Source organism: Leucobacter japonicus (genome assembly GCF_001273855.1).
Classification (GTDB): domain Bacteria; phylum Actinomycetota; class Actinomycetes; order Actinomycetales; family Microbacteriaceae; genus Leucobacter; species Leucobacter japonicus.
Window position 1 is genome coordinate 116,422 of sequence record NZ_JHBX01000106.1, and the last position, 25,288, is coordinate 141,709.

Annotated in this window: 28 protein-coding genes; 10 read left to right on the forward strand and 18 right to left on the reverse strand. The window is 68.4% G+C overall.

Annotated features, from left to right (window positions below; genetic code table 11):
• Positions 1-163 precede the first annotated feature (163 nt).
• On the forward strand, positions 164-2,491 hold the full coding sequence (locus AMS67_RS08365; RefSeq protein WP_082305393.1) for an MMPL family transporter: 2,328 nt from the start codon (positions 164-166) through the stop codon (positions 2,489-2,491).
• 96 nt (positions 2,492-2,587) lie between these two features.
• A complete protein-coding gene (locus AMS67_RS08370) occupies positions 2,588-3,541 on the forward strand; it encodes a TIGR01777 family oxidoreductase (protein WP_082305402.1) in 954 nt (317 codons plus the stop codon).
• A 32-nt stretch (positions 3,542-3,573) separates the two neighbouring features.
• Here AMS67_RS08370 and AMS67_RS08375 read toward each other — a convergent pair whose 3' ends face one another.
• The 4 genes from AMS67_RS08375 to AMS67_RS08390 all read right to left on the reverse strand — a co-directional run bounded on the left by AMS67_RS08375 (position 3,574) and on the right by AMS67_RS08390 (position 7,541).
• Entirely contained in the window at positions 3,574-3,915 is a 342-nt protein-coding gene (locus AMS67_RS08375) for a DUF1801 domain-containing protein (protein ID WP_053387040.1), read from the reverse strand.
• Positions 3,916-3,984: 69 nt separating this feature from the next.
• Complete coding sequence (locus AMS67_RS08380) at positions 3,985-4,374, reverse strand: DUF1304 domain-containing protein (RefSeq protein WP_053386957.1); 390 nt, start codon at positions 4,372-4,374, stop codon at positions 3,985-3,987.
• A gap of 33 nt (positions 4,375-4,407) precedes the next feature.
• Positions 4,408-6,057 carry an ABC-F family ATP-binding cassette domain-containing protein gene (locus AMS67_RS08385; protein ID WP_053386958.1) on the reverse strand — a complete coding sequence of 550 codons (1,650 nt, stop codon included), beginning with the start codon at positions 6,055-6,057 and terminating at the stop codon, positions 4,408-4,410.
• 257 nt (positions 6,058-6,314) lie between these two features.
• On the reverse strand, positions 6,315-7,541 hold the full coding sequence (locus AMS67_RS08390) for an MFS transporter (protein WP_053386959.1): 1,227 nt from the start codon (positions 7,539-7,541) through the stop codon (positions 6,315-6,317).
• Positions 7,542-7,624: 83 nt separating this feature from the next.
• Between AMS67_RS08390 and AMS67_RS08395 the strand changes: the two genes are divergently transcribed.
• Positions 7,625-7,954, forward strand: a complete 330-nt coding sequence (locus AMS67_RS08395) for an ArsR/SmtB family transcription factor (RefSeq protein ID WP_053386960.1) — start codon at positions 7,625-7,627, stop codon at positions 7,952-7,954.
• Positions 7,955-7,988: 34 nt separating this feature from the next.
• Here AMS67_RS08395 and AMS67_RS08400 read toward each other — a convergent pair whose 3' ends face one another.
• The gene (locus AMS67_RS08400; protein WP_053386961.1) at positions 7,989-8,318 is read right to left on the reverse strand and encodes a DUF7882 family protein; all 330 of its coding nucleotides are present in this window, start codon (positions 8,316-8,318) and stop codon (positions 7,989-7,991) included.
• Positions 8,319-8,392: 74 nt separating this feature from the next.
• On the opposite strand from AMS67_RS08400, the gene AMS67_RS08405 reads away from it, so the two are divergent.
• Genes AMS67_RS08405 through AMS67_RS08415 form a run of 3 tightly spaced genes read left to right on the forward strand, consistent with a single transcriptional unit; the run spans position 8,393 to position 10,887 of the window.
• Positions 8,393-9,064, forward strand: coding sequence for a hypothetical protein (locus tag AMS67_RS08405; protein ID WP_053386962.1), 672 nt, complete (start codon positions 8,393-8,395; stop codon positions 9,062-9,064).
• Positions 9,065-9,067: 3 nt separating this feature from the next.
• Positions 9,068-10,249, forward strand: coding sequence for a sensor histidine kinase (locus tag AMS67_RS08410; RefSeq protein WP_053386963.1), 1,182 nt, complete (start codon positions 9,068-9,070; stop codon positions 10,247-10,249).
• Entirely contained in the window at positions 10,246-10,887 is a 642-nt protein-coding gene (locus AMS67_RS08415; RefSeq protein ID WP_053386964.1) for a response regulator transcription factor, read from the forward strand. The genes AMS67_RS08410 and AMS67_RS08415 overlap by 4 nt, the downstream gene beginning before the upstream one ends.
• Here the strand turns inward: AMS67_RS08415 and AMS67_RS08420 are convergent.
• The 3 genes from AMS67_RS08420 to AMS67_RS08430 all read right to left on the reverse strand — a co-directional run bounded on the left by AMS67_RS08420 (position 10,884) and on the right by AMS67_RS08430 (position 14,731).
• On the reverse strand, positions 10,884-12,836 hold the full coding sequence (locus AMS67_RS08420) for a glycosyltransferase family 2 protein (RefSeq protein WP_156316581.1): 1,953 nt from the start codon (positions 12,834-12,836) through the stop codon (positions 10,884-10,886). The genes AMS67_RS08415 and AMS67_RS08420 overlap by 4 nt on opposite strands.
• Before the next feature lie 185 nt (positions 12,837-13,021).
• The gene (locus AMS67_RS08425) at positions 13,022-14,329 is read right to left on the reverse strand and encodes a collagen-like protein (protein ID WP_053386966.1); all 1,308 of its coding nucleotides are present in this window, start codon (positions 14,327-14,329) and stop codon (positions 13,022-13,024) included.
• A gap of 72 nt (positions 14,330-14,401) precedes the next feature.
• On the reverse strand, positions 14,402-14,731 hold the full coding sequence (locus AMS67_RS08430; RefSeq protein ID WP_053352863.1) for a DUF7882 family protein: 330 nt from the start codon (positions 14,729-14,731) through the stop codon (positions 14,402-14,404).
• Positions 14,732-14,889: 158 nt separating this feature from the next.
• Here AMS67_RS08430 and AMS67_RS08435 point away from each other — a divergent pair, with 158 nt between their 5' ends.
• The gene (locus AMS67_RS08435) at positions 14,890-15,945 is read left to right on the forward strand and encodes a helix-turn-helix transcriptional regulator (RefSeq protein ID WP_162230835.1); all 1,056 of its coding nucleotides are present in this window, start codon (positions 14,890-14,892) and stop codon (positions 15,943-15,945) included.
• Positions 15,946-15,966: 21 nt separating this feature from the next.
• On the opposite strand, the gene AMS67_RS08440 is transcribed toward AMS67_RS08435, so the two are convergent.
• From AMS67_RS08440 to AMS67_RS08450, 3 genes are all read right to left on the reverse strand, one after another.
• Complete coding sequence (locus tag AMS67_RS08440) at positions 15,967-16,206, reverse strand: hypothetical protein (RefSeq protein WP_053386968.1); 240 nt, start codon at positions 16,204-16,206, stop codon at positions 15,967-15,969.
• Between the two features lie 83 nt (positions 16,207-16,289).
• Positions 16,290-16,715 carry a MerR family transcriptional regulator gene (locus AMS67_RS08445; RefSeq protein ID WP_053386969.1) on the reverse strand — a complete coding sequence of 142 codons (426 nt, stop codon included), beginning with the start codon at positions 16,713-16,715 and terminating at the stop codon, positions 16,290-16,292.
• Positions 16,716-16,725: 10 nt separating this feature from the next.
• The gene (locus tag AMS67_RS08450; RefSeq protein WP_053386970.1) at positions 16,726-17,151 is read right to left on the reverse strand and encodes a hypothetical protein; all 426 of its coding nucleotides are present in this window, start codon (positions 17,149-17,151) and stop codon (positions 16,726-16,728) included.
• A 107-nt stretch (positions 17,152-17,258) separates the two neighbouring features.
• Here AMS67_RS08450 and AMS67_RS08455 point away from each other — a divergent pair, with 107 nt between their 5' ends.
• Positions 17,259-17,510 carry a hypothetical protein gene (locus AMS67_RS08455; RefSeq protein ID WP_053386971.1) on the forward strand — a complete coding sequence of 84 codons (252 nt, stop codon included), beginning with the start codon at positions 17,259-17,261 and terminating at the stop codon, positions 17,508-17,510.
• 16 nt (positions 17,511-17,526) lie between these two features.
• On the opposite strand, the gene AMS67_RS08460 is transcribed toward AMS67_RS08455, so the two are convergent.
• The 3 genes from AMS67_RS08460 to AMS67_RS08470 all read right to left on the reverse strand — a co-directional run bounded on the left by AMS67_RS08460 (position 17,527) and on the right by AMS67_RS08470 (position 20,477).
• On the reverse strand, positions 17,527-18,636 hold the full coding sequence (locus tag AMS67_RS08460; RefSeq protein ID WP_053387041.1) for a fatty acid desaturase family protein: 1,110 nt from the start codon (positions 18,634-18,636) through the stop codon (positions 17,527-17,529).
• Positions 18,637-18,806: 170 nt separating this feature from the next.
• Complete coding sequence (locus AMS67_RS08465) at positions 18,807-19,238, reverse strand: DUF1801 domain-containing protein (RefSeq protein ID WP_206541753.1); 432 nt, start codon at positions 19,236-19,238, stop codon at positions 18,807-18,809.
• Between the two features lie 69 nt (positions 19,239-19,307).
• Positions 19,308-20,477, reverse strand: coding sequence for a hypothetical protein (locus AMS67_RS08470; protein WP_053386972.1), 1,170 nt, complete (start codon positions 20,475-20,477; stop codon positions 19,308-19,310).
• A gap of 117 nt (positions 20,478-20,594) precedes the next feature.
• Here AMS67_RS08470 and AMS67_RS08475 point away from each other — a divergent pair, with 117 nt between their 5' ends.
• On the forward strand, positions 20,595-20,810 hold the full coding sequence (locus AMS67_RS08475; RefSeq protein WP_053386973.1) for a glycine zipper domain-containing protein: 216 nt from the start codon (positions 20,595-20,597) through the stop codon (positions 20,808-20,810).
• Here the strand turns inward: AMS67_RS08475 and AMS67_RS18225 are convergent, their stop codons facing one another.
• Together AMS67_RS18225 and AMS67_RS08480 are read right to left on the reverse strand one after the other, a co-directional pair.
• Entirely contained in the window at positions 20,811-21,290 is a 480-nt protein-coding gene (locus AMS67_RS18225; protein WP_370726590.1) for an FAD-binding domain-containing protein, read from the reverse strand.
• Positions 21,229-22,146: a deoxyribodipyrimidine photo-lyase gene (locus AMS67_RS08480; protein WP_370726589.1), complete on the reverse strand. Its 918-nt coding sequence runs from the start codon at positions 22,144-22,146 to the stop codon at positions 21,229-21,231. The genes AMS67_RS18225 and AMS67_RS08480 overlap by 62 nt, the downstream gene beginning before the upstream one ends.
• A 161-nt stretch (positions 22,147-22,307) precedes the next feature.
• Here AMS67_RS08480 and AMS67_RS08485 point away from each other — a divergent pair, with 161 nt between their 5' ends.
• The gene (locus AMS67_RS08485) at positions 22,308-22,742 is read left to right on the forward strand and encodes a hypothetical protein (protein WP_156316582.1); all 435 of its coding nucleotides are present in this window, start codon (positions 22,308-22,310) and stop codon (positions 22,740-22,742) included.
• Between the two features lie 9 nt (positions 22,743-22,751).
• Here AMS67_RS08485 and AMS67_RS08490 read toward each other — a convergent pair whose 3' ends face one another.
• The gene (locus AMS67_RS08490) at positions 22,752-24,239 is read right to left on the reverse strand and encodes an FAD/NAD(P)-binding protein (protein WP_053386975.1); all 1,488 of its coding nucleotides are present in this window, start codon (positions 24,237-24,239) and stop codon (positions 22,752-22,754) included.
• Between the two features lie 7 nt (positions 24,240-24,246).
• Positions 24,247-25,254 carry an ABC transporter substrate-binding protein gene (locus AMS67_RS08495; protein ID WP_053386976.1) on the reverse strand — a complete coding sequence of 336 codons (1,008 nt, stop codon included), beginning with the start codon at positions 25,252-25,254 and terminating at the stop codon, positions 24,247-24,249.
• Positions 25,255-25,288 lie beyond the last annotated feature (34 nt).

Consider the following 25,288-nt stretch of genomic DNA (forward strand, 5'->3'; position numbering starts at 1 on the left):
CGCTCCGGCGACCCGGGGGTGCGCACCTGCGACGACACACGGCGACACACGAGTGTCGACACTCGGGCGAACGCCGAAGGCCGTCCGACTTCACATCGCCCGCTCCGAGCGGCTATATTATTGCTAGCCAAGCTAGATACTTTCTTCGAGAGATAGTAGAGAAATGTCTCAACATGACACGCAATCGGCTGCCGCCCACCGCGGCGCCGGTGCCACTCCCCCACGCGCAGGTCGCCGATGGCTCCGCGTCCTGGTGCCCGCGCTCCTGATCATCGTGTGGTTCGCCGGAGCCGGGGCCGGTGGGCCGCTGTTCGGCAAGGTCGACGAGGTCTCATCGAACGACCAGACGACCTATCTGCCCGAGTCGGCCGACGCGACAGCGGTACGTGAGGTGCAGGCCGACTTCCTCGGCGACGACGCGATTCCCGCCATCGTCGTCTTCTCGTCGGCAGACGGCGCGAAGCTCACCGAGAGCCAACTGGGCGGCATCGACACCGCCGTTTCCGACGCGGCGAAACTCGACGGCGTGCTCGACGAGACCTCCCCGGCGATTCCCTCTGAAGACGGCCAGGCCGTGCAGGTCTTCGTGCCGATCGACGCGAACGCCGAGATCAAAGATGTCGTCGCCGAACTCGGCGACACCCTGCGCGATGACGCCCCCGCTGGTGTCGACGCGCATGTGACCGGCCCCGCCGGCTTCACCGCAGACCTCGCCGCGGGCTTCGCCGGCATCGACGGCATCCTGCTGCTCGTCGCCCTGCTCGCGGTACTCGTCATCTTGGTGATCGTCTACCGTTCGCTCCTGCTCCCCCTGGTCGTGCTCAGCACCAGCCTGTTCGCGCTGTGCGTCGCACTGTTCGTCATCTGGCATCTGGCCGACGCCGGCGTGCTGCTGCTCAGCGGGCAGACGCAGGGCATCCTGTTCATCCTCGTCATCGGCGCCGCGACCGACTACTCGCTGCTGCTCGTCGCGCGGTTCCGTGAAGAGTTGCGAGTGGCGCAGGATCGCGGGGCCGCCATCATCGCCGCCATCAAGGGCTCGATCGAGCCGATCGCTGCCTCCGGCGGCACCGTCATCGTGGGCCTCCTCTGCCTGCTGCTCAGCGACCTCAAGTCGAACAGCACGCTCGGCCCGGTGGCCGCGATCGGCATCGTATTCGCGATGCTGTCGGCGCTCACCCTGCTGCCCGCGCTCCTCTTCGCGTTCGGCCGCGCGGCATACTGGCCGCGTCGCCCGAAGTTCGAGCCAGAAGTCGTCGCAGCCGAGAACGGCATGCCCACTCGCGGCATGTGGAAGCGCCTGGCCGGGGTGATCCGGCGCCACCCCCGCCCCATCTGGATCGTGACCGCGCTCGTGCTCGCCGTCGGCGCCGTCGGCGCCACGCAGTTGCAAGCGACCGGCATTCCCCAGTCCGACCTCGTGCTCGGCCAGTCAGAGGCCCGCGACGGCCAGGCGATTCTCGGCGAGCACTTCCCGGGCGGCTCGGGCAGTCCGGCCTATGTGCTGGTCGCGCAGGATCGCCTGCAGCAGACCACTGACACCCTCCTGGCGCATGACGGCATCGACAGCGTCGCCGTCACCGCAGCCGACTCGCCGAGCGGTACCGCCTCGGTCACGGCCGATGGCATCCAGGCGTTCGGCCCGCCCGGCACCCCCGCTCCCGAGCCGACCGTCAGCGACGGCAAGGTGCTGCTGCAGGCGACCCTCTCCGACGCGGCCGACTCCGACGCCGCGGCCGAGACGATCACCAGTCTGCGCAGCGAGCTCGAGGGCACCGGCGCGCTCGTCGGCGGCGTCACGGCGACCTCAGTCGACACGAATCAGGCGTCGATCCACGACCGCAATCTCATCATTCCGCTCGTACTCGTGGTGATCCTCGTGATCCTGATGCTGCTGCTGCGTTCGGTGCTCGCTCCGATCCTGCTCATTCTGACGACGGTGCTCTCGTTCGGCACCGCGCTCGGTGTCGCTGCACTCGTCTTCAATCACGTGTTCGACTTCCCCGGTGCCGACCCCGCCGTGCCGCTCTACGGCTTCGTCTTCCTGGTCGCACTGGGCATTGATTACAACATCTTCTTGATGACGCGGGTGCGCGAGGAGACGAAGCGGCACGGCACGCCTGAGGGGGTGCTGCGCGGGCTCACCATCACCGGCGGCGTTATCACCTCGGCGGGTCTCGTGCTCGCGGCGACGTTCGCGGCGCTCGGCGTGATTCCGATTCTGTTCCTCGCCCAGATCGCCTTCATCGTGGCCTTCGGCGTGCTGCTCGACACCTTCATTGTGCGATCGCTGCTGGTGCCGGCACTCGCCACCGACATCGGGCGCTCGATCTGGTGGCCGTCGAAGCTCTGGCGCGATGAGCGCCGCACCCCCGAGCACCGGCCGGAGCACGCCGGTGCCGTCGAGGGGCGCCACGACGATCACACGGCCGAACCGCACCCGGCGCACGCGAGCGCAACGGACTCCGCGCCGGTCGACCCGCCGCGCTGAGAAATCGCCCGGCCCCTGCGCACGAACCGCGTGGGGGCTGGCGCGATCGCCCGCAAGGGTGAACCCTGGAACCACATCGAACGATCGGGGCGGCACATGTCAGTCGGAGCAGCAGACGCGCACGAATCGGGCACCTCGGGTGCCGGATCGCCCACCCCCGGGCGCGTAGTCATCGCCGGCGCTTCCGGGCTGATCGGCGAGGCCCTCACCCGCTCGCTCCGCGGTGACGGCGTGCACGTTACCCATCTCGTGCGCCGGGCTCCCGAATCCGAGCACGAGGTGCGTTGGGATCCGGGCACTGCTCCGCTCGACCCCGCTGTGCTCGCGGGCGCTCGCGCCGTGGTCTGTCTCAATGGCGCGAGCATCGGCAAGCTCCCCTGGACGCGCGAGTACCGCGAGACGCTGCGCACGTCGCGTCTCGACCCCACCCGCACCATCGCGGACGCGGTGCGCGCGCTCGGCGCCGATGCACCCGCCCTCGTCAACGCCTCGGCCGTCGGCTTCTACGGGAGTCGCCCGGGCGAGCGACTCGACGAATCGAGTTCGGCGGGCGGCACCTTTCTCGCGGAGCTCTGCGTCGAGTGGGAGCGCGCGGCGCTCAGCGCTGGGCCTGACGCCCGCGTCGTGTTGCTGCGCACGGCGCCGCTCATCGACCGCGGCGGCGTGCTGAAGCCGCTGATCCTGCTCACCCGCTTCGGCCTGAGCGGGCCGCTCGGAGGCGGCCGGCAGGTCTGGCCCTGGATCACGCTCGAAGACGAAGTCCGTGCGATCCGGCACGTCATCGACGCCGATATCAGCGGCCCGGTGAACCTTACGGGCCCCACTCCCGCCACCGCGAACGATACCGGGCGGGCGCTCGCACGTGTGCTGCGGCGACCGTTCCTCATTCCGGCGCCCGCCTGGGCGCTGCGTCTCGCGCTCGGTACCGACGCCGCAGATTCACTGCTGCTCAGCGACGCGCGGGTCGCACCGACAGCGCTCGAGGAGTCGGGATTCACGTTCACACACCGCACGGTCGAGGAGGCCGTCGACGCGGCGCTCGCCGGTTAACTGGCTCCGGCCGCACACCGGCACGCCGGGCTTCAGGAGCGGTTCAGTGCGATGGCCTCACGCACGAGCGCGGTGAACGCGGCATCGTCGATCGCGGCATCGGAGTGGAGGTCGATGGCGCGTCGGGTGCCCGCGTCGAGGCTCGCGTTGAAGAGCCGGGTCGGGTCATCGAGCGATGCTCCCTTGGCGAAAGTCACCTTCACTTTGTCCTTGTACGTCTCGACCGTGCACACGAGCCCGTCGGCCGAGAAGGTCGGCACCCCGTCGGGGTTCGACGGCTTGCGCCACTTCACCTCTTCGGCGACACCGGGGTCGGCCTGCAGCAGAAGTTTGCGGAGGTGCGCGACGCGCGCGCTGCGCCAGTCTTCAGTCATGACGATGATGCTACTCCGCCGCACCGACATCGGAGATGGAGTGATCGACGAGGGTCGATCCCGCACCGCTCACGCGATAGCGAGACCGATCGCGAGCACGATCACGCCGACGAGGGGCACGGTCCCCTGCTTCACCGCTGCCCCGCGCTTGCCGGGCGACGAGATGAAGAGCACGAGCGCCGCAGCCAGCATCGAGCCGATTCCGGCGAAGACGAGCGCGTTGCCGGCACCGGCGTGACCCGCGGCGGCGAGGGCGACGCCCACGACCGTGACGATGGCGAGGAAGAGGTTGTAGAAGCCCTGGTTGAATGCCAGCTCTTTCGTCGCCTCGGCCTCGGTCTCGGAGACGCCGAACGTCGCGCGAGTGCGCGCGCTCGTCCAAGTCACCGATTCCATCCAGAAGATGTACACGTGCAGCAGTGCTGCAATGATGCCGAGCACCCATCCCGCCACGATCATGATCGTCGCCCTTTCGTCCGTTGCGTCGCCAGACTACCCGGCGGCCTGCGCCCCCGCGCGGTCGCCACCCGGAAGCTCACCCAACCGCCGCAGCTCACCCGCCTCGAGCTCGAGCACGGTATCGACCGAGATGCGCGAGAGGAACGCGACGTCATGGCTCACGACGAGGAGTGCGCCGCGGTAGGCATCGAGCGCTTCGGCAAGATGCTCCACGCTCTCGAGGTCGAGGTTGTTCGTCGGTTCATCGAGCACCAGCAATTGCGCGGGAGGGTCGGCGAACAGGAGCCGCGCGAGCGAGGCCCGAAAGCGCTCGCCGCCTGAGAGCGTCGACACGGGGCGATCGGCGGAGCTTCCCCGCAGCAGCAGGCGCGCGAGCCCGTTGCGAATCGTGCCCGCCGGCACCCCCGGCGCCACCGTTCGCACGTTCTCGAGCGCGCTCACACGGTCGTCGAGCGCGTCGAGGCGCTGCGGCAGGTAACCGACGCGTTCAGTCAGCAGGCGGGCCGTGGGGCGGCCGCCCTGCGCATCGTCGTCGGAGGGCGTGTCATCGCCGCGCAGCAGCCTGGCAAGCAGTGTGGACTTGCCCGACCCGTTGGCACCGATGAGCGCGACGCGCTCGGGGCCCTGCACGACGAACGACCGCTCCCCCGAGACGAACTCGATGACGCGACGCCCCTTTGCGAGCTCGGGATCGGGCAACACGAGCGAGATGTGACGGTCGTCGCGCACCCGCGCGTCGGCCGCATCGACGGCGGCCTGCGCCGAGTCGACCTTGCCGTCCATGGTGCCGCGCAGCGCTCCCGCTGAGACCTGCGCAGCATTCGCGCGCTTGCCAGCGAGAATCTTGGGCAGACTGCCCGAGAGCTGCACCTTTCGGGCTGTGCGCTCGCGTCGCGCGAGTTTCGTCTCGGTCTCGACGCGCTGCCGCTTCTCGGTTTGAAGCACCTGCTGGGCGGCCCGTGCGGCCTGCACGGCAGCGGCCTGCTCGTGGTCGCGGTGCTCGCGCCACGCACTGTAGGGGCCGCCGAACGTGGTCAGCGCGCCGTCGTAGAGCTCGGCCGTGTGCTCCATGCGCTCGAGCAGTTCGAGATCGTGGCTCACCACGATGACCGTGCCCGGCCAGTCGACGATGAACTCGCCGAGTCGGGCACGCGTCGCACGATCGAGGTTGTTGGTCGGTTCGTCGAGCAGCGTCACGGCCGCGCGGCGCAGCCTGAGCCCGGTGATCGCGATGAGCATCGACTCGCCGCCCGACACCTCGGCCACCCGGCGATCGAGATCTCGCGCCGAGAACCCGATGCGGCCGAGCGCCTCGTCGGCGCGCGATTCGATGTCCCAGTCGTCGCCGACCGCGTCGAAATGACGCACATCGACGTCGCCTGCTTCGATCGCGCGAAGCCCGGCCAGCGTGGGGGCGATCCCGAGCAACTCGGCGATGGTTGTGCCGCCGTGCAGCGTCAACGTTTGCGGCAGCGTTGCGACGTCGCCGGCGACGTCGATGACCCCCGACGCGGGGGCGAGGTCGCCGGCGATGAGCTTGAGCAGCGTCGATTTGCCGGCGCCGTTGCGGCCGATGAGACCGGTGCGGCCCTCGGGGAAGGTGCCCGAGACCTCGACGAGCGAGGGCGAACCGTCGGGCCAGGCGTGGCTGACGGCGTGCAGGGTGACGGCTGATGGAGACATGGTGACTCGATTCGTTCTGCGCTGTCGCAGAAGCCCCCGATACGCCGCGGAGCGCAGGACTCGAACGCGGGTCGTCACGGGAGGGACAGCGGCATGCGGCGTATGGCCGCGAGACAGAGGATGCGTGTGCATCACGCGACCGCACGCAATGCGTGCGATGACCGCGGAGCAGCGACTAGATTCTGTCGACCTCGATATCCATGTGCCCCAGTGTAGCGCAGCCTGCGCCGAACGCGAGCGGGCTGCGTCGACGCGGGCTAGTGCGCAGCGGCGACGCGCGCCGGCGACTGCAGCCGCACCGCGCAGGCGACACCGGCCAGCACGATCACGACGGCCCCGTACCCGAAGCTCACCGGGGCCAACCCGAAGAACTGCACGAGCAGCCCGGCGATGACCGTCGGAATGCCGAACGCGAGGTATGACACCAAGAAGATGACCGCGAACACGTCGGCCCGCTGAGCCGCAGGAATATGCGGCGAGAGCGAACTCACCACGCCGAAGAACGCGGTGCCGAACCCGGAGCCGGTGATCGCCACGGCGACGAAGTATGCCGGGAGCGACCCGATCGCGAGTGCGGCGAGCGAGAGCGCGGTGCCGATCGCGAGCGCCGCGGTGCCGTAGATCGCGATCGTGCGCGCTGATCGTCGGCGCAGGAGGAACGCCGCGATGGCGCCGCACCCGGCGAGCACCCCGACCGAGAGCCCCTGCCAGACATGCGCCTCGCCGCCGAGCTCGACGTGCACGATGCTCGCTCCGAGCGACAGGAACAGCCCGCCGGTCGCCCACCCCGCGAAGATCGCCGGGGCGCCGCGCAGGAAGTCGGCGCGCATCGACGCCGGCACGGTGAGCTGGAAGCGGAGGGATCGCAGCGCACCCGGAGTGAGCGCAGCGGTCTCGGGGATGCACCAGAACAGCACCGCGAGGGCGAGGTAGAGACCGGTCAGCGGCGCAAAGATCTCGGCCATGGCGTCGCCCGCGCCGTCAAGCGCGATGCCGGCGACGAGCGCGCCGATCCCGAGCCCCAGCATCGGTGCCACGGCATTCCAGACCGCGGCGGAGCCGGGCCTCGATGCGGGCTCGAAATCGGTGATCGCCGCGGAGACCGCCGAGAGCAGCAACCCGCTCGCCACGCCCTGCACAATGCGCCCGAGTACGAGCAGACCGACGGTGTCAGCGTGCCAGAAGATCAGGATGCTGACGGCGAGCAGCACGAGGCCGAAGCTCGCGACGGGGCGTCGACCGATGTGGTCGGAGAGCGACCCGGCAGTCAGCAGAGTGAGCAGCAGCGCGACGGCGTACACCGCGAAGATCGACGTCGTCACGACCGGCGAGAAGCCGATCGTTTCGGCCAGTACCGGGTAGAAGGGCGACGGCGCGCTGGCTCCCGCCATCATGACGGTGATGGTGAGGATCGACAGCGCGAATCCGAACCCGCGCCCGCGATTGCGTGCGTGCCCGGCGACACGAATACCCGAAGCGGCCATGCGATGACTCCCATCAGTTCGAAGTTTTTCGAACGAACGCGAGCTTAGTGGATTTTCGACAATGGTTCAACTATTCTCGAACCATGCCAGCCGCACCGCAGCTCCCGCATCCCTCACGCGATGAAATCGCACTGCACGACGTGCTCTTCGCGCTCAGCGATCCCGAACGCCTCGCGATCGCACGCCAATTGGTCTCCGGCCCCCTCGACATGGCGTCGTGCGAACTCACCGACCCGACGATGCCGAAGTCGACGAAGTCGCACCTGATGAAGGTGCTGCGCGAATCCGGGATCATTCGCAACGAGGCGAACGGCCGAGGTCGCCGACTCAGCCTGCGCACCGACGATCTCGAGTCGCGTTTCCCCGGGCTGCTCGACGCCGTGCTCGCCGCAGCAGCGACACCCGCACCGTAACGGACCGACTCATTCGCCGAGTCTGCGCTGGGCGCTAGACGAGATCGGGGTTCGCCGCCGCGAACTGCTCCGCATCGTGTTCGGACATCACCCGGATCCCCTGCACCGAGTGCGACGTCGCGGCGAGCGCTTTCACCCACGCGACGTTGATCTCCGGAGGCTTGCTCCCGAAGAAATGGAATGCGAGATCGGCCGAAGGCGACAGCCAGAGCGAGACACGGCCGCTTCCCTCTTCCGGGCGAACCGCCCAGCTCACGAAGAACGATTCCTGCTGCCGCAGCTTCTGCGCGATCGCCAGCTTCAGATGCGCGAGAACGCGATCGTCGAACGCGTACTCATTGCGTCCATGCACGAGATACCCCATGCGGGCATCCTCGCACACGTCGTCGCGCGGGTCACCTGTCGGCTCCGCGAACGCGCAAGGAATCCCACCCCAGGGTGGTACGGCCGATCACCGACGGCGACGAAGCTGAAGACATGCACACCGACACACTTCTCGCACAGCTCCCCTCCATCGTCTGCGGCATCGCCGTCATCGGATGGGTGGTGTACCGACAGACCACGTGGCGTCGACTCGAGCCCGCGCGCATCTGGCGCACACCCGCGATCCTCGCGCTCGCCGGCATCGCCAGCATCGGCTCAGGCCTGCAAGGCGGTGTCGCCGCCGACCAGGTGATGCCGATCATCTGGATCACGCTGATCACGATGGCCATCGCCGCGGTGACCGGTGTGGCCATGGGCGCCATCGCGCACTTCCGCCCGAGCGAGATCCCGCCTCGATCGCGCCCCCGCGCGACGCCGTCGGCGCTCGCCGCAGCGTTCGACACGCGCACCGGCGGCTGGGGCATCGCCCTGTGGGCCGTGGTGATCGCCGTGCGCATTCTCGTCGCGGTGATCGAGCATCGTGGCACCGGCACCGTGGGCGCCTTCTCGACGGGCGGTGCGCTGCTCACGATCGCAATGAACCGCGGCGCCCGGGCCAGTGTGCTGCTCGTCCGGGCTTCGCGCCGCACCGAGCGCGACCGCGGCGTGCGCAGCGACAACGGCCTGACGCACGCTCCAGTCGGGGGCACTGCGGTGGCTCAGACACCGGGCACCGCGGGAGAATAGGGCGTGCCCGAAACCCCCGACGACCGCCGCGCACTTGCGCAGGTGATCCTGCCGTGCTTGGTGGCGGCCGGGATGACCGTGGGCATCATCGCCAACGCCGCCGACGGCGCTGCGCTGCTCCCCTCGATCGTCGGCATCATCGCACTCGCCGCATGGGTGGTGCGCGCCCTCACCCACCGCCCCAACACCCCGTTCGACCTCGCACTCATCGCGGTCATGGTCGTGTGCGGATCGCTCTCGGCACCGGGCACCCAGTTCCTCGGTTTTGCCGGTGCCATCGCCGGCACGATGACCGCGCTCTCGCAGATCGAGCGGCCGTGGTGGCAGGGCGTCTCCGCCGTGACGGTGGCGCTCGCCATCACACTGGGGCTCGGCGCGATCGGCGTGAGCCCCTTCGAGCTGGTCATCGGCTGCACGGGCACGCTCGCGCTCACCACACTGTTCGCACTGCTGCGCCGCCAGTCTCGCACGCTCGTCCGAGCGCAGCGCCAGGCCCTCGTCGACCAGGTGGCGGCGTCGCAGGCCCGGGCCGACACCGCGGCGTCGGAGGAGCGAGCCCGCATCGCCCGCGACCTCCATGACATCCTCGCGCACACGCTCGGCGGCCTGACGCTGCAACTCGATGCCGTCGATGCCGAACTCGAGGCCGGTGCCATCGAGGCGGCGCAGGATCGCGTGCGCTCGGCGCATGCGCTCGCCGCACGCGGGCTCGACGAAGCACGCGAGGCGGTCGCATCGCTGCGCGCGGCGCCGACCGCCCTGCCGCGAGCGCTCGCCTACCTCGTCGATCAGCACCGCGAGCTCGGCGGTGCTGCCACGCTCGAGATCGCGGACCTCGGCGAGGTCTCCCCCGACGTCGCCGACGCACTGGCCGCCGCCTGCCGCGAGGCGCTCACGAACGCCCGCAGGCACGCTCCGGGCAGCGCAACGACGGTCACGGTCTCCCGAAGCGGGTCAGCGCGCGACACGAATGCCGACGCGAGTTCCGTGACTACTCCGAACCCTCAGACTGCTGATCGCCTGGTGCTGCGATCGAGCACTGCGCACGCTCCCGGAGCCCGCTCAGCGTCCGTCGGCGGCGGGCACGGCCTCACCGGAATGCGCGAACGCATTGAGCGCCTCGGCGGTTCGCTTCGCGTCGCCGATGGCGCAGCGTTCACCCTCGAGATCGAGGTTCCCGTATGACCGCGCCCATTCGAGTGCTCATCGCTGACGACCAAGACGATGTGCGCGACGGCCTGAGCACCGTGCTCTCCCTCATGCCCGACATCACCGTGGTCGGCACCGCCGCAGACGGACGCCGAGCGGTCGAACTCGCACGCGAGACACGGCCCGACATCGTGCTCATGGACCTGCGCATGCCCGTGCTCGACGGCGTCGCCGCCACGGCGCTTCTCGCGCGAGAACTCCCGGCGATCCCGGTACTCGTGCTCACGACCTACGCCGACGACGCGACCATCGCTCGAGCGCTCGCCGCGGGTGCGCGCGGGTATCTCGTGAAAGGCTCCCGCCGCGGCGACATCGCGGCGGCGATTCGCACCACCGTCGCCGGTCAGTCGACGTTCTCAGGCGAAGTCGGAGCGCTGCTCACGCGCAGCTTCGCGCCGCCGGCGCCCGTGGGCGAGCGATTCCCCGCGCTGACCCCGCGCGAGATCGACGTGCTCGCGCAGATGACCGTCGGGCGCAGCAACCCCGAGATCGCCGCGGCACTGCACCTCTCGATCGCGACCGTGAAGTCGTATATCAATACGGCATTCGCGAAGATCGGCGCGCGAGATCGAGGTCACGCCATCGCGATCTGCAACGGCACAGCGGCAGACTAACGCCACTCCGATCGATCGACGACCGGCACGGGAATCGCGCCGGTGATCACCGGCACCGCCGCCCGCTTCTCGGTGACATCGAATTCCTCGCGGTATGCGCCGACGAACAACCGCGATTGCGCGACGATGGCGCTCATCGTGTTGTAGCAGAGCAGCGTCACCGGCAGCAGAATCCACTGCACGAGCATGCCGAGCGAGCGTCGCCTCGGCACTCCGTCGGGTCGCGTGGGGGTGAGCAGCAGGGTCAGCACGATGGTGATGCACACGCCGACGAGCGCGAATCGCTGCACGCCACCGATCATGCCCGGCAGATCGGCGGCGAACTGCGCGACCGAGAACGGGGGTGCGACGAGCGCGTGCGCGAACGGCGTCGGAATCGATCCGGTCGACGCGGCAAGGGCCGGAATGCCCGCGGAGAGGGGCAATCCGAGCACCTGCGAGACGCCGTCGAGCACCGACGCGCTCGCGCCGGCCGCCTCCCGGAAGAGGATCGCGATGGGCGTGCCCACACCGCCCGACAGGCTGCCGACGATGATCGGTATCCAGGCGCCGAACGCCACCATCGGCGCGACCGTCGCCAGCGTGACGTGGGAGTCGAGCAGCGTGATGAAGCGCCAGAGCGTGCGGCCGAACGGGGCCCGGCGATCCGGAGCGACAAGCCGTGAGCCGACGAACGCGATATCGGATGCGCCGTACGCCCACCGGCACAGCTGCGTGAACTGGGCCCGCAGTGTGCGACCGAGCGTTTCTCCGAGCACCGCGTCTTGACTGATCGGTACATGGATCGCCGACACCTCGTAGGCGCCGTCGAAGTGGAAGTAGCTGCGCCAGTACTGATGACCGTCTTCGACGATGGTGCGCCGGCTCCAGAAATCCATGTCGATGAGCGCCCGCATCGGCTGGGTGTGCGACGCGAAGTTGCGCAGGGTGCCGGGGCGCACGGTCGAAATGAGGTTCCAGAGCGTGTTGCCCGCCGCGATCACTCGGGTGGGGGCAGGCGCGTGCCAGAGGTTGTTCACGAAGGTCGAGATCGGCTGATACGACCGACGGGCGCGATCGGGTGCGCACGTGAACGTGTAGCTGACGTTGTCGAAGTACTGGGGGTGCACGCGGTTGTCGCAGTCGAGCGTCGTCACCAGCACCCGCTCGGCGTCGATGCCGGCTCCCCGCAGCCAGCGCTCGAGCGCCCGACCGGCCCACGTGATGTTCGCGCCCTTGCCGGGGAACTCGTCAGGGAGGCCCGCCGGGTGCTCCACGGTGAGAAACGCACGGAACTCGTGGCCGAAGTTTCGCCGTAGTCGCTCAACCGTCGCCCGCATCGCCGGCCCACCGCGCTCCTCGTGAGCGAAAACAACGACGAGTTGCTGCCCGTCGGTCGTCGAGCGGACGAGCGAACGAATGCTCGGCTCGATCACATCGTACGGTTCGTTGTAGGCGGCGACGATGACGGCGTGCAGCAGCTCCGAGGGCAGCGGGAACGACGCGGGGTCGGCCGCGAGGTCGGCGCGGAAACGGTGATGCGCCGAGCTGAACGGCCGCGGCAGCGATGCAATCGCGGGGGCCGGTGACGTCGGCGCGATGCCGGTTCGGGCGCGCACGATCTCGGTTTCCGTGTCGCGCAGGATCGCCGACCAGTCGAGCGATTCAGCGGTCTTCAGCCGCCGAAATCCGCGAAGGGCGTCGACGCCGCCGCGCACCGCGCGCACCAGCGTCATCGCGATGAACAGCATGACGAACCCCATGCCGGCGCGCAGGTCGATGAGCGAGAGCACCACCGCGACGACGGGCACGCCGATGCTGAGCATTGCGGGCAGCATCTCGAAGAAGCGGTACTCGGGAGATCGGGCCCCACGCGGAATCTCATTTTCGGCACGGAGGCGCGACTCCGGGCGATCGGAGCCCGAGATCGCCCCGGTCTTCTGCTGCGCTGCGGCCTGAACCTCATTCACCACACCGAGTGTATGAGCGCGTGAACTGGGAATTTTCTCGTCAGCACCAACCGTTCACACCCGAGGGCTTGACATCCGGCGCCCCCTATCCGCGCCGCTTCAGCCACGAAGCCCCCTCGCGGCACAGGCGCCCTCGCCGCACGCCCCCGCGGCCTCCGAGCGTTCGTCGAGGGTTTTCGAAACGTTCACCGGCGCGATCGACGCGCCGCGACCAACGCACCGAGACCGAGCAGCGTGGTGCACCCGATCAGCGCTGCGGCGAGCGCGCCACTCGCAATGGACGCACCGGTGCCGGGAAGGGCGTCGTCGGCGCTCGACAACTCGGCGCCCTCGGGCGCCGGCGACGAAGGGCGCTCCGCAGATTCAGCGGGCGGCCGCGCTGCGTGCCCGCCCGGCGATTGTGTGTCCGTGCCCGATGTCGCGTTCGCCCCCGTCGCAGGCTCGGCCGGGGTCTCTCCGGGCCGCGGGCTCACGGGCTGGGTGCTGGTTCCCTGATCGCCATCGGCATCTCTGCCTCCGTCTCTGCCTGCCGTCGCGCCTCCGTCGCTCGACTCTGCCTTGCTGGCACCCTCATCGTCGAAGCAGGTGGACGGAATCGCGAACGACGAGCCGTTCTCCAGCGTGATCGCGGCGGGGCGCACCGTGCTGGCCGAGCTCGCGGCGCGGGCGGTCACTCCACTGTCACGGTCTCGACTCGGCGTTCCCAGCGAGCTGGGGTCCTGCGGCGCACTCGGCGTCCCCGGCGCACCGGGCTCCCCCTGCTCTCCGGGGAGCCCCCGCGGACCGGGTACGCCGACCTCGCCGGGGGTGCCGGGTTCGCCCGCGAGCCCGACTGGGCCGACCACCGTCACGGTGCACGCGGTGTCGATACCGGGGCATGCGGGTGCCCGCTGCGCCGGCGACTCGGCATGCCTCACGACAGTTACCGCGGCCGCGGCAACGGCTGCCCGCGTCGGCTCATGGTGCGTGAGCGATCGCGCCGCATCAGTATTCGGGGTTCCGGGCGGGCCCGGCGGACCGGGAACCCCGGGTTCACCCGTCGGGCCAGGAGCACCCTTGATACCCGGCTCCCCCTGCTGCCCCTGCGCTCCGGGCAACAGCACGACGCATACCTCGGCAACATCGGCGCAGTTGGGCGCAGCACCCTCGCTGCGCACCGAGAACAGAGTCGTCGCCGGTGCGACCAACGCACTGCGCACCGCGTTCGCGCTCGTCTCGGCCGAAGGGCCGCGCGGCCCAGGCTCCCCGGTGGGCCCCTGTCGACCGGGATCACCCTGCGCCCCGGGTTCGCCCGCGACTCCGGGTTCTCCGCGAGGGGCATCCGGCACGACGCACGAGGTCGGGTGCGGTGCCGCAGCGGAGGCCGGCGCAGGCGCGGCAATTCCGATGACCGCTCCGCAGCTCGCCGCAGCGATCATCATCACCGTGAGCGCACCCGAAGCAGTGCGACTCCAGCGCCATCGTGATGGCCACGCGCGCGAATCATCGTGCATTGCGAACCCCCATTCGCACGACTCGTTCCCCGTTCGACCGTATCCGGGGCCTTAGTCACGCGCAAGGCGGGCTTATATGAGGTCGGGGTTCTTCTGCGCGTAGCGTACGGCGTCGTCTTCCGAGATGACCACCAGGCCCCGGTTGGAGTGCGAGAGCGCAATGAGCACTTTTACCCATGCAGGATTCAGTTCGGGCGGGCGGCTTCCCGCAAACCGAAACGCCACGGTCGTATAGGGAGACAACCAGACCGAAACGCGTCCACTGCCTTCTTCCGCCGACTTCGTCCAGCTCACGAAAAAGCATTCCTGCTTCTTCAGCTTCTGCCCGATGACCATCTTGAGATGCGCCAGCAGGCGATCCTCGAACTCGTACTCAGTGCCCCCGTGTATCAAAAACCCCATGCCGCCCAGTGTGTCAGTCGGTCGGTTGCAAACTGCGTCTCTCGTGCCTCGCCACGCAGAGCGGTACAGAAGACGCAAGAACTCTTCGCCCCCGCACGCGAAACCGCGCCAGTATGCGGCATAACGCGCACCGAAATGCATTGCATATTCTGCTTCGTTTGACCACCCCTGCCGAGAGCTTTATTGCACTCAATACGCTCGACCACACGTGCACCTTCGCGCGTCACCGCGCAGCGCGAAAGGATCGTTCGACACCCGTGCCACCGACCGAGATTCGTCGCTTTCGCTCCACTGATGCGACCACCGTTGCGGAGACCTGGGCAGAATTCGCCCCCAGCTCGCAGCTCGTCAGCATCGACGACGATCGCAGCAAGCTCGAGTGGTTCTCCGCCGCTGCAACCGGATTCTCACTCGTGCGGTACGAGCTCTCGGCGCAGGTGGAGTCGTCAATCGCCCCCGAAGACCAGCTCTTTACGTGCAGTGTGCACTCGCCCCGCGGCGGCGCCGAGACTGATCGACGCCCACTGCCGCATGGGCGCCCCTGGGCCTCGCACGGCCGCCCCGTGCGCGCGCAATGGGAAGACTCGGCCATTGTGCACGCCATGGTCTTCGATCGCGGTCACGCGCAACGACTGGCGCGACAGATGATCGGTGACGATGCGCTCACGATCCAATTGAAAAAGCCCGAGGCCGTCGGCGACGCCGAAGCCGCGCAGTGGGAACGCACCTTCACCTATCTCACTGCGGCGGTGCTGTCGGGCGACGCCACGCTCGACCCCGAGACCGCGGTCGGTGCCGGCCTGCAACGACACGCCCTGTGGACGATTCTCACGACCTTCTCGACGACATTCACCGATTTCTGGGAGAGTGCGCCGCAGCGCACGGCGGCCCCCGATACGGTGCGCCGCGCGCTCGCCTACATCGACGCCCACGCCCAAGACGCGATCACCATCGATGATGTCGCCGCGGCCGCGCACATCTCGACGCGCGGGCTGCAGTACGCGTTTCGGCGGTCGATGGAACTCACTCCGAGCGAGTATCTGCGCCGCGCCCGCTTGGCCGGAGCCCACCACGATCTGCTCGACGCGCTCCCCAATGACTCCGTCGCGAGCATCGCACGGCGCTGGGGGTTCTCGAACGTGTCACGGTTCTCGACGGCGTACCGCATCGAGTTCGGCGTGCACCCTGGCCGCACCCTCGCAGCAGATCGCTGACGCGCCGCACACCACAACCCGTCAGGCGCTCTCGTCGGGCGTCGGGGTCTCTTCACCGGTCTCGGGATGCCGAATCAGTTCAGGATTCTCTTGTCCGTAGCGCGGATTCTTCTCTTGCCCCTCCGAGCCGTAGTCTTCGGTCGAGCCGTCGAGCACCGGGTGGTCGAGCGTCTCACCCGAGCCGAAATCGTGGACGGTACCGCCGCCGTTCGACGCTTCGTGCTCATTGGCGGGGTGGGGGTGGGGGTGTGATTCGGTCATGAGGTGCTCCTTCCCAATGGGATCTCCACGCTAGGTGCTGCGATGCGGAGGCGCCACGGGGTGACGCTCGATGCGCGAACGTGCTAGCCGGCGCGACGCGGTGCCGGTGCGGGCTCCGCGCCGAGCGCCTGCACGATCGGGCAGGGCGCGTCAGCCTCCACGCACTGCGCGTCGAGCATGCCGGTGATCGCAGCGCGCGTGCGCTCAAGAGCTGCGATGCGGTCTTCGATCTCGGCGACCTTGCTCTCCGCTGCCTGAGCGACCTCGTCGGCGGACGCCACTCCCGATCGTGCGCGCACCGATAGATCGACGAATGCCGAGAGCTCCGCCAGGGTGAAGCCGAGCTCCTGCCCGCGCCGCAGAAAGCGCACGAACACCGCGTCATCGCCGTCGTAGGCGCGGTACCCGTTGCTCGTGCGTTTCGGCTCGGCGAGCACACCGCTGCGCTCATAGAACCGGATCGTGGACACCTTGACACCCGCGCGGCGCGCCAGCTCAGTGATCTGCATGTCTGGGACTCTACGCGGTGGCGACGCGTGCGCGGCGCCAGGCCGCGACGACGGCCCACCCCTGCACGACACCCCATGCCAGTTCGAGCACGAGCATGATCCAGATCACCGGCGATGCGCCCGCGAGCAGCGCGGCAATCATGCCCATGCTGAAGAATGCTCGGCCCAGTGTGTCGGCGGCCCCCGCGAGTAGCGATGGCCGCACGATGCGGAAGAGCGCCCAGACGGTGACGAGACCGCCCATGAGGTTCGCAAACATCACGGTGGAGGCATCCCCGGCGTTAGGCAGAGATCCACTCACGCCGAACGACGTTTGCAGCGCGGCGACCCCGGCAAAGATCAGCGGAGCTGAGAAGGGGAAGGCGAAGCCCGCGGTGACAATGAGGTCGTAAATGGCGGAAACGCGGACGATGCGGAGTGCCGTGGTGAGTGACATGCCGCAAGTGTCTTCCCTGCACCACGGTGCAATGTCAACCCGGCCTGCCCATTGATCCCGATGTCGGCGGCGGCGCGTAGCATCGCTCGTACGAGAGGAGCGTCGATTTGGGCATCCGAGAAGAACACACGCTCGCGAATGGCAGCTCGCGCTTCGACGCGGCAACCGCGGAGGAGACGCTCAGAGAGCTCGACGAGCAATATGCGAGCGGTGAGCTCACTCGGCATGCCTACTTTGTGAAGAAGCGCGCCCTCGTTCGCCTGTTCGTGAAAGCGACCACGACCCCGCGTCGTACTCGGCGCGAAACCGAGTACGACGCTGAGCAGGCCGCTCGCGCGGCGTCACCTGACGCCGACTGACCGGCGACCGCGGGAGTTACGCGCGACGGTACTGCGCCGTGATCGGGCAGTCGAAGGGGTCGCGTGCGGCGAGGCCGACGCGGTTCAAGTAGTCGATGACAATGGCGTACGAGCGCCACAGCGAGGTCTCGGTGTACGGAACGTCGAGCGTGCGGCAGTGCTCGCGCACGATCGCGCGAGCACGAGCGAGATGCGGCCGAGCCATGCTCGGGAACAGGTGATGCTCCACCTGGTAGTTCAGCCCACCCATGAGCCACGTCGCCCACCAGCCACCGCGAATGTTGCGCGACGTGCGCACCTGTTTCGAGAAGAAGTCGAGCTTCGCATCGTGCGCGATGACGGGCATGCCCTTGTGGTTCGGTGCAAAGGAGGCGCCCATGTAAACGCCGAAGACCGCCAGCTGCACCCCGACGAACGCGAATGCCATGCCGACCGGCAGCAGCAAGAACACCGGCACCAAGATCAGCGCGAAACGCGCGGCGATGATCGACAATTCCGTCCACCGCCCCGAGACTGGGCCCCGGCTGAAGAGATACTTGAAGCTGTGCAGATGCAGGTTCGCGCCCTCCAGTGTGAGCAGCGGGAAGAAGAACCACCCCTGCCGCTTCGTGATGGCGCGACGCAGGCCGCGCGCCTCAACCGCGTCTTCTTCGATGAAAGAGATCGTGTCGACCTCGATGTCGGGGTCTTTGCCCACCTTGTTGGGGTTCGCGTGGTGGCGGGTGTGCTTCGAATCCCACCACGAATAGCTCATGCCGATTGCGCCTGACAACCAGCGGGCGAGTCGATCGTTCGCGGGCCCGGTGGAGAGGATCTGACGGTGGGCTGCCTCGTGGGCGAGAAACGCCGTCTGCGTGAAGATGATGCCGAGCGCACCGGCGATGAGCAGCTGGAACCAGCTGTCGCCGAGCAAGATGAATCCGGTAACGGCACCGCCGAAGGCGAGCACGATCGCCGAGCCGACCAGCGAGTAGAACCACGGCGCCCGCCGCAGCAGCCCCGACTCGCGCACCACCTGCGACACGCTCGTGTAGGCCTTGGCGATCGGCGGGAAGTCAGCGGTACCCGAGCGCGTCGGTCGCAACGGGCCAAGGCCTTCGAGGGTACGCGTGAGTTCAGCCGCCATGATCAGCACCGATTCCGTTCCGAGCCGATTCGCATCGACTCTGGTCAGCCATGGGCGGGTGCCGATCGCTACGCCCACGCTAGCGGTCGGGCCATGCACGAACCTGCATCGACGGCGCTGCCGGGCGCATGCTCAGCCGTTTGACTCCTCGCACTCAGGTTCGCCCCACTTCACGACGCCGAATTCACTGCATCGTCGCGGGTGCGCTCGAGCAATTCACGGAGCACATCTCGGTCGATTGGTGCGAGCCGAGTGAGGTACAGGCACGCCACACTGGCGCGATGGGGGCCGAGGCGTTCGAGCAGGTCGGGCCAGCGCTCGGCAAACCCCGAGGTGAGGTAGATGGTGTGCTTCGATGCGCCGGGGGCGAATGCGAGCACCGGCATGCGACCGGAGTGGCCCGTGTCATAGGTGTACCCGATCTCACCGAACCCGATGATGCGGCCGGCCCACACCACGGGCTGCTCTCCGCTCACGGCACGGTGCAGTTCGAGGAGTTCGTCGACCTCCGCGCGCCGCGGTCCGCTCGCCTTCGCGAGCACCTCGTCGACGGGAGCATCGGAGGGCGACATTGCCGGTTCTTTCGGTGCTTTCGGTGTCATGGTGCACTCCTTCGCGTGTAATTGGGGTGGGTGAGATTCGGCTGTGGGCGTCTCAGCGCGCGAACAGCCTCATGGTGCTCGGTCGAGCAGACGGGCGATGGCCGGGAGGTCATCAGCGTGGGGTTCGAGCTCCCGCAGGGTTGCGGCATCAGGGATCCGATACACGCCGAGTGCGTTGACTTCCAGCGTCCGCTCACCGGAGCTCGCGTCTCGCAGTGCCGATTTGCGATCCAGCGCCGCATGCCGGGCCGCCTCTGCCTCGCGCGCAGCAAGCGGGGTGACCGTGAAGAATGACCGTACCTGCGGCGCGGCGACGTCGAGACGCAGGTACTCGGTCAGCGGAGCGTCGTACGCGGTATCCGACCAGTCGATGCTGTCCACGTCGCCACCGTGCTGCTCGATGCGACGTTCGAGCGACGGGGCGACGTCGGCGCAGAACGACCGGTCGACTTCGGCGCGCTGGGTACGAGCCGCGTCGATCTCCGCCTGCAGTCGTGCTCGCCGGAAGTCGGGCAGCACGGGAGGTTCAGCCGTGACGATGGACTCGAGATTCTGGAATCGCTGGTCGATATCGCCGGCCCCGAGACAGATGCGCGCGAAGACCACATCGCGCGAAGACTCGGTGGCCGCGTTCTCGCGATCGAGTGCGAGCGTGCGGTCGACCGCATCGTGGTACGCGCTCACCCGCGCCCCCTGCACGGCCGTCGCTCCCACCGCGAAGATGGCCAGGGCCGCGACCGCGACGATCGACCAGCGGGTCGCGCGTCCGCGCCCCGGCTGCGCACCGCCAGGGGCTTGACCCGGGGCTACTGGCCGATCGAGCGACACCCAGAAAACGACCGCGGCCCCGCACACGACGGCAGCGCTCAACAGCGTCGCCAGAAACGCGATGCCGCTGAGCCCGGCGTAGACGATCACGATCGGGATCGCCACCGCGACCGCGATCCCCGACGCGATCGCCCAGGTGCGCTGATAGCGACTCCGCACCTCGCCCGACGGGTTCGCCGCGATGACGCGAATGGAATCCCGCACCGCGATGACCACGGTGATGAGCACGAGGATCGGCGCGGCGACCAGCCACACGAACATGACGATGCCCAAGACCGCGAGCCCGGCCCCGAGCGAGAGTTCGACATCGACCCCGGTCGCGGCGAGTCCCAGCACGAGCACGAGCGGTCCACCGACGACGATCAGGGTCACCGCGATCCACGTGAACGCTCGATTCGTTGAGGGGCGCACCCGCACTCCTCTCGACTGTGGCCTCAGGGTCAGCGTACTCGGCATCGGCACTCGCGTACCCTGGTTCTCCCCCGCAAGGGGGATGTGCGCAGGCATCCTGGCACGTAGGTTCGCCCTATGAGCACGCAACGACCGACACCGCCGGAGCAGCGCGAGCCGTCTGACGACGACCCCAGTGCTGGCCCGAACCGCCGGCTCGCCTACGGGCTCGTGTTCGGCGCGCTGGCGGGCGTCGTCATCGGCGTGCTCACCGACAACATCGGGCTCTGGATCACCATGGGGCTCTCGCTGGGCATCTGCTTCGGGGTGGCGTTCTCGAACCCGAGCAAATAGTCACCCGCCGTTACGCACCTGATCGTAGGCGGCGAGCGCCCGTGCGCGCGTCGCGCGGAGGTCGACGATCTCGGGGTACATCACACTGTCTGACGCCCAGAGATTCACGTAGTGCCCATCGGGGTCGAACTTCTTCTGCTGTGTCGCCGGGTTGAAGATGCGGAAGTAGGGGGCCGCGTCGGCTCCGCACCCCGCGACCCACTGCCAGTTGAACGGGTTGCTGGCCTCATCGGCGTCGACGAGGGTGTCCCAGAACCACGCCTCACCGATCCGCCAGTCCGTGAGCAGATTCTTGGTGAGAAACGACGCCGTCACCATGCGCACCCGGTTGTGCATGTATCCGGTGTGCCACAGCTCGCGCATACCTGCGTCGACGAGACCGTAGCCGGTTGTGCCCATTTGCCAGGCCTGGAGCTGTTCATGGTCGGGCTCCTTCCACGGGAAGTCGTCGAACTGTGCGTTCAGGCCGTGCAGGTGCAGCGGGGGGGTTGTGGAAGGTCGTGTGCCAGGCGAACTCGCGCCAACCGAGCTCTGACAAAAATGTGCCCACGTCTTTGCCCGATTCGAGCGCCCGGTGCCAGATGGTGCGCGGGCTGATCTCGCCCCACCGGAGGTACGGCGAGAGCCCCGAGGTGACGTCTTCGGACGGGAAGTCGCGCTGCGTCGCGTACTCGCTTGTGGGGCCGTCCAAAAACTTGGTGAGGCGCAGCGATGCCGCACGCTCGCCCGGGGTCCACGTCTCGGCGATCCCGCCCGACCAATCGGGAGTCGTCGGCAGCAGGCCCCAGTCGTCGAGTGCGTCCGATGCCGGGGGCTCGGCGACGCCGCGCAGCGCGCGCGGGCGCGGCAGCGGTGCGGGCGGCGCCGGCATCCCCAGGCACGCGCGCCAGAACGGCGAGTACACGCGGTAGTGCCCGCCGGTCTGGGTCTCGATCGTCCACGGCTCGAACAGCAGCCCACCCGGGTACGAGTGCGCGTCGACTCCGTCCGCGCGCAGCTGCTCCTTGATGCGGGCATCGATGTGCCGCTCGGAGCCGTAGCGGCGATTCCAGGCCACGCGATCCGCCCCTGCTTCGCACACCACGGCCGGCACGATCTCTTCCGCGCGGCCGCGCCGCAACACCAGCGGCACACCGTGTTGCTCGAGTGACGCCTGCAGCCGGGTCAGCGAATGGTGCAGCCACCACTTCGTCGCGCCACCGAGGGCGCGCGTCTCATCCGACTCTTCGTCGAGCACGAACAGCGCGACCACGCCCTCCGGGTCATCGGCGAGCGCGCTGAGTGCCGCGTGGTCGGCGAGGCGCAAATCATCTCGGAACCAGATCAGAGCCGTCATGCGTCAATCGTAGGGTTCGGGCGACCGCTGCCGCTCGGGGTTGCGCTGATGCCGTCGAGGTCATGCGCGCCTCTCGGGCCGACCCGCCAGCGGGGTTGCTCACTCCCCGGCATACCAGGAATGCTGGAGATATCGCGTTTCAATCGTTCGAGGGGAAATCCATGGCGCAGCAGTCGCAGCCCTTCCCCGTTCCTTTCGTACGCAGGCCACGAGACTGGGCTTTTGCAGCCGCTGCAGTGATCGCCGCCGTCTGGCTTCTGGTCTGGGCGTTCGGGGCGTTCGGCGGCCCCGCAGATTCCTCATCGGCGCAGCGCGACCTCGTGCTCGAGGCGCAGACGGCCTCCGCCGAATCGGTGAGCGTGCGATACATCGTCGGCGATGACGACGTCACCGAAACGGCCGAGCGCGTGTTCACCGAGGAGCGCCGCTCCGATGTCGACCATGTGCAGCTGATCGTGCAGCTGCCCGCTTTGGCGATCGACAACCGCACCGTGTCGTGCCGTGTGTCGGTCGACGGCTCCGTCGTCATCGAGCGGTCGAGTGACACCGGATTCGTCGACTGCACCACCGAGATCGGTGGCGCGGCAGCCGAGTAGTCGTGCGAGCTACACCGTGGTCAACGCGACACGTTCGACGGTGTCGTCCAGAAACCCCTGCGTGAACCGCTCGGCATCCTCCGCGACGAGCGAGCGGCAGAGCTCCGCGACGAGATGGTCGCTGCCGGCGGGCAGCGCATTGATTCCCACCGCGGCCGGGCCCGCGCTGATAAATGCGGCTTGGTTGAGGAAGTGCACGCGGTGCGCCCAGCTCTCGGCTTCGGGTGTTCGGGGAGTCGCGGTCATTCCTCGAGCGAGGTAAGGGTACCGGCTGAGCCGCGCATCAGCCGGATCGCTGCCGAGGTCGGCGCGATCCGCCCAGGTCGCGATGCCGTCGCGCAGCGACGCGAGCCACGGCACGCGGGTCAGGTCGACGGTGAAGCCGGTGCCGGCGATCAGCAGGTCGAACTCCTCTTCAGCGCCGCTCGACAGGGTGACGACGGCGCGGCCTCCGCGCTCGTGCACCGACGCCCAAGCAGACCCGAAGCGCAGGTCGAAGGTATCGAAGTCGGTGCAGCGCGCCACGGAGTGCTGCGGCGGCGGTACCGAGAGCGACAGGGTGCGACGCCCGATCGCGATACGGTCGGCATCGGGCAGCGCGTCGAAATGACGAAAGATGCCGCGATTCTCGAGCGACCGCAGGCCATTGACCGTGGGCAGGTGATCGCGGCGCACGAACTGCGTGACTTGCGCGCCGGCTTCGAGGGCGGTCGCAGCGTTGTCGAAGGCGCTCGCCCCCGCGCCGAGCACCGCCACGCGGGCGCCGCTCAGCCGGTCGAGCGGCAGATCGTGCGACGAGTGGCGCCAGAGCTCCGGCGAGAGCGTGCGCGTCCACTCGGGCAGCACCGGGCCACCGATACCGTCGGTGCCGGTGCAAACCACGACGCGGCGAGCGGTGACCGACGACCGTGTGCCCCCATCGTCGAGGTGCACCGCCAGACCGCTCGCAGTCGGCACGACGTCGGTGACTTCGGTTCCACTGCGCACGGTGAGATCGAAGACGCGAGTGATCCAGCGCAGGTAGGCCATCCAGAGCTCACGCGGAATGAGGTCGAGATGATCCCACTCGGGTTCGCCGTACTGCGCGCGATACCAGCTATGGAAAGTCGCCGAGGGAATGCCGGTGTCGGGTCCGTGCAGTTCTTTCGCGGTGCGCAGTGTGCGCATCCGCGCCCACGTCGCCCACGGACCTTCGAACCCCTCGGGAGCGCGGTCGACCAGCACCACGCGCTCCACACCCTCGCGGCGCAGCTTCGCCGCGGTGGTGAGCCCGGCCTGACCGGCCCCGATGATCACGACGTCGACGTCGTCGGCCACGAACAGTGACGCATCGTCGGCTGCGCGCGCGGCGTGCACCGCATGCGCCCCCATGTCGCGACTCACGTCGGCCGCGTGCTGCGTCGCCGCACGCGTCCACGTGGTCGACGGATACGCCACCATTGCGGCGTCATCCGCGACCACGCGTTCGAGGCGGGCGAGGCCGTCGAGGCCGGTCATCGCGACGTCAGCCCTGCTGCGCGGCGAGCGCCTCGGCCGTGACGTCAGAGGTGATGACGGTGGTGAGATCCGGCACACCCGTGATGAGGCCCGAATCATGCTGCAGCTCACCGACTCGGTTCATCCAGTCGATGTCGGTGTCCGAGGGCACCGTCACTTCGTAGTGGCGACGGTCGATGGTGATCTCGGCCGCCTCCTTCGTCATGCCCGTCGCCTCGGCCATGTAGTCACGCGCCTCGTCGGGATTCGCGTTGATCCAGTCGGTGGAGGCGATGTAGCCCTCGATGAACGCCTTGATCGATTCGGGGTGCTCATCGAGGTACTTCTGGGTCGTCTGCATGACGATTGGGTTCAGGAAGAAGTCGTCGCCCGTGACGATCGGCTTCGCGAGATCCTGCAGCTCCGCCTGAGCGAAGAACGGATCCCAGGTGTACCAGGCGTCGATCGCGCCCGAGGTCAGCGCCGCGAGCCCACCGTCGTTGGGCACCTGAATGTAATTGATGAAGTCAGGATCGCGTCCGTCCTTCTCCAGCATCAGCGACAGGAACGGCGGCAGCGTCGCCTGGAACCCGCCGACCGTCTTGCCCTTCAGGTCGTCGACGCTCGCGATGTCCGAGCCCGGCTTGACGAGCACCGCGTGGGTTTCGGGGCTCGCCTCGGTGAGCGCGAGGATGCGCACGTCGCCGGTGAGCAGCACACCCGGGTCGTAGCCGCCGATCACGATGTCGGTGTGGCCGCCGGTGAGCGCCTGCACCCCGTCAGGGCCCGAAGCGACGTAATCGATCTGCATGCCCGAAGCGTCTGCGCCGAACGCATCGTCGAAGAGGCCCTGCTTCAGGCCTGACGGCAGCGTGGGGTACGAAGCGACGGTCGAGACACGCGGCAAATCGACCGAGCTCGCGTCATCGCCCGAGGCGTTGCTGCCGGATGCTGCGCCGGCGCAGCCCGAAAGCAGGGTGGCAAGCGCTGCGGCTGCGGCGAGCATACCGAAGCGCATGCGTGAGGAGGTCTGCATCAGTGGTTCCTTCGAACTGGGGTGGTGGGTCTGG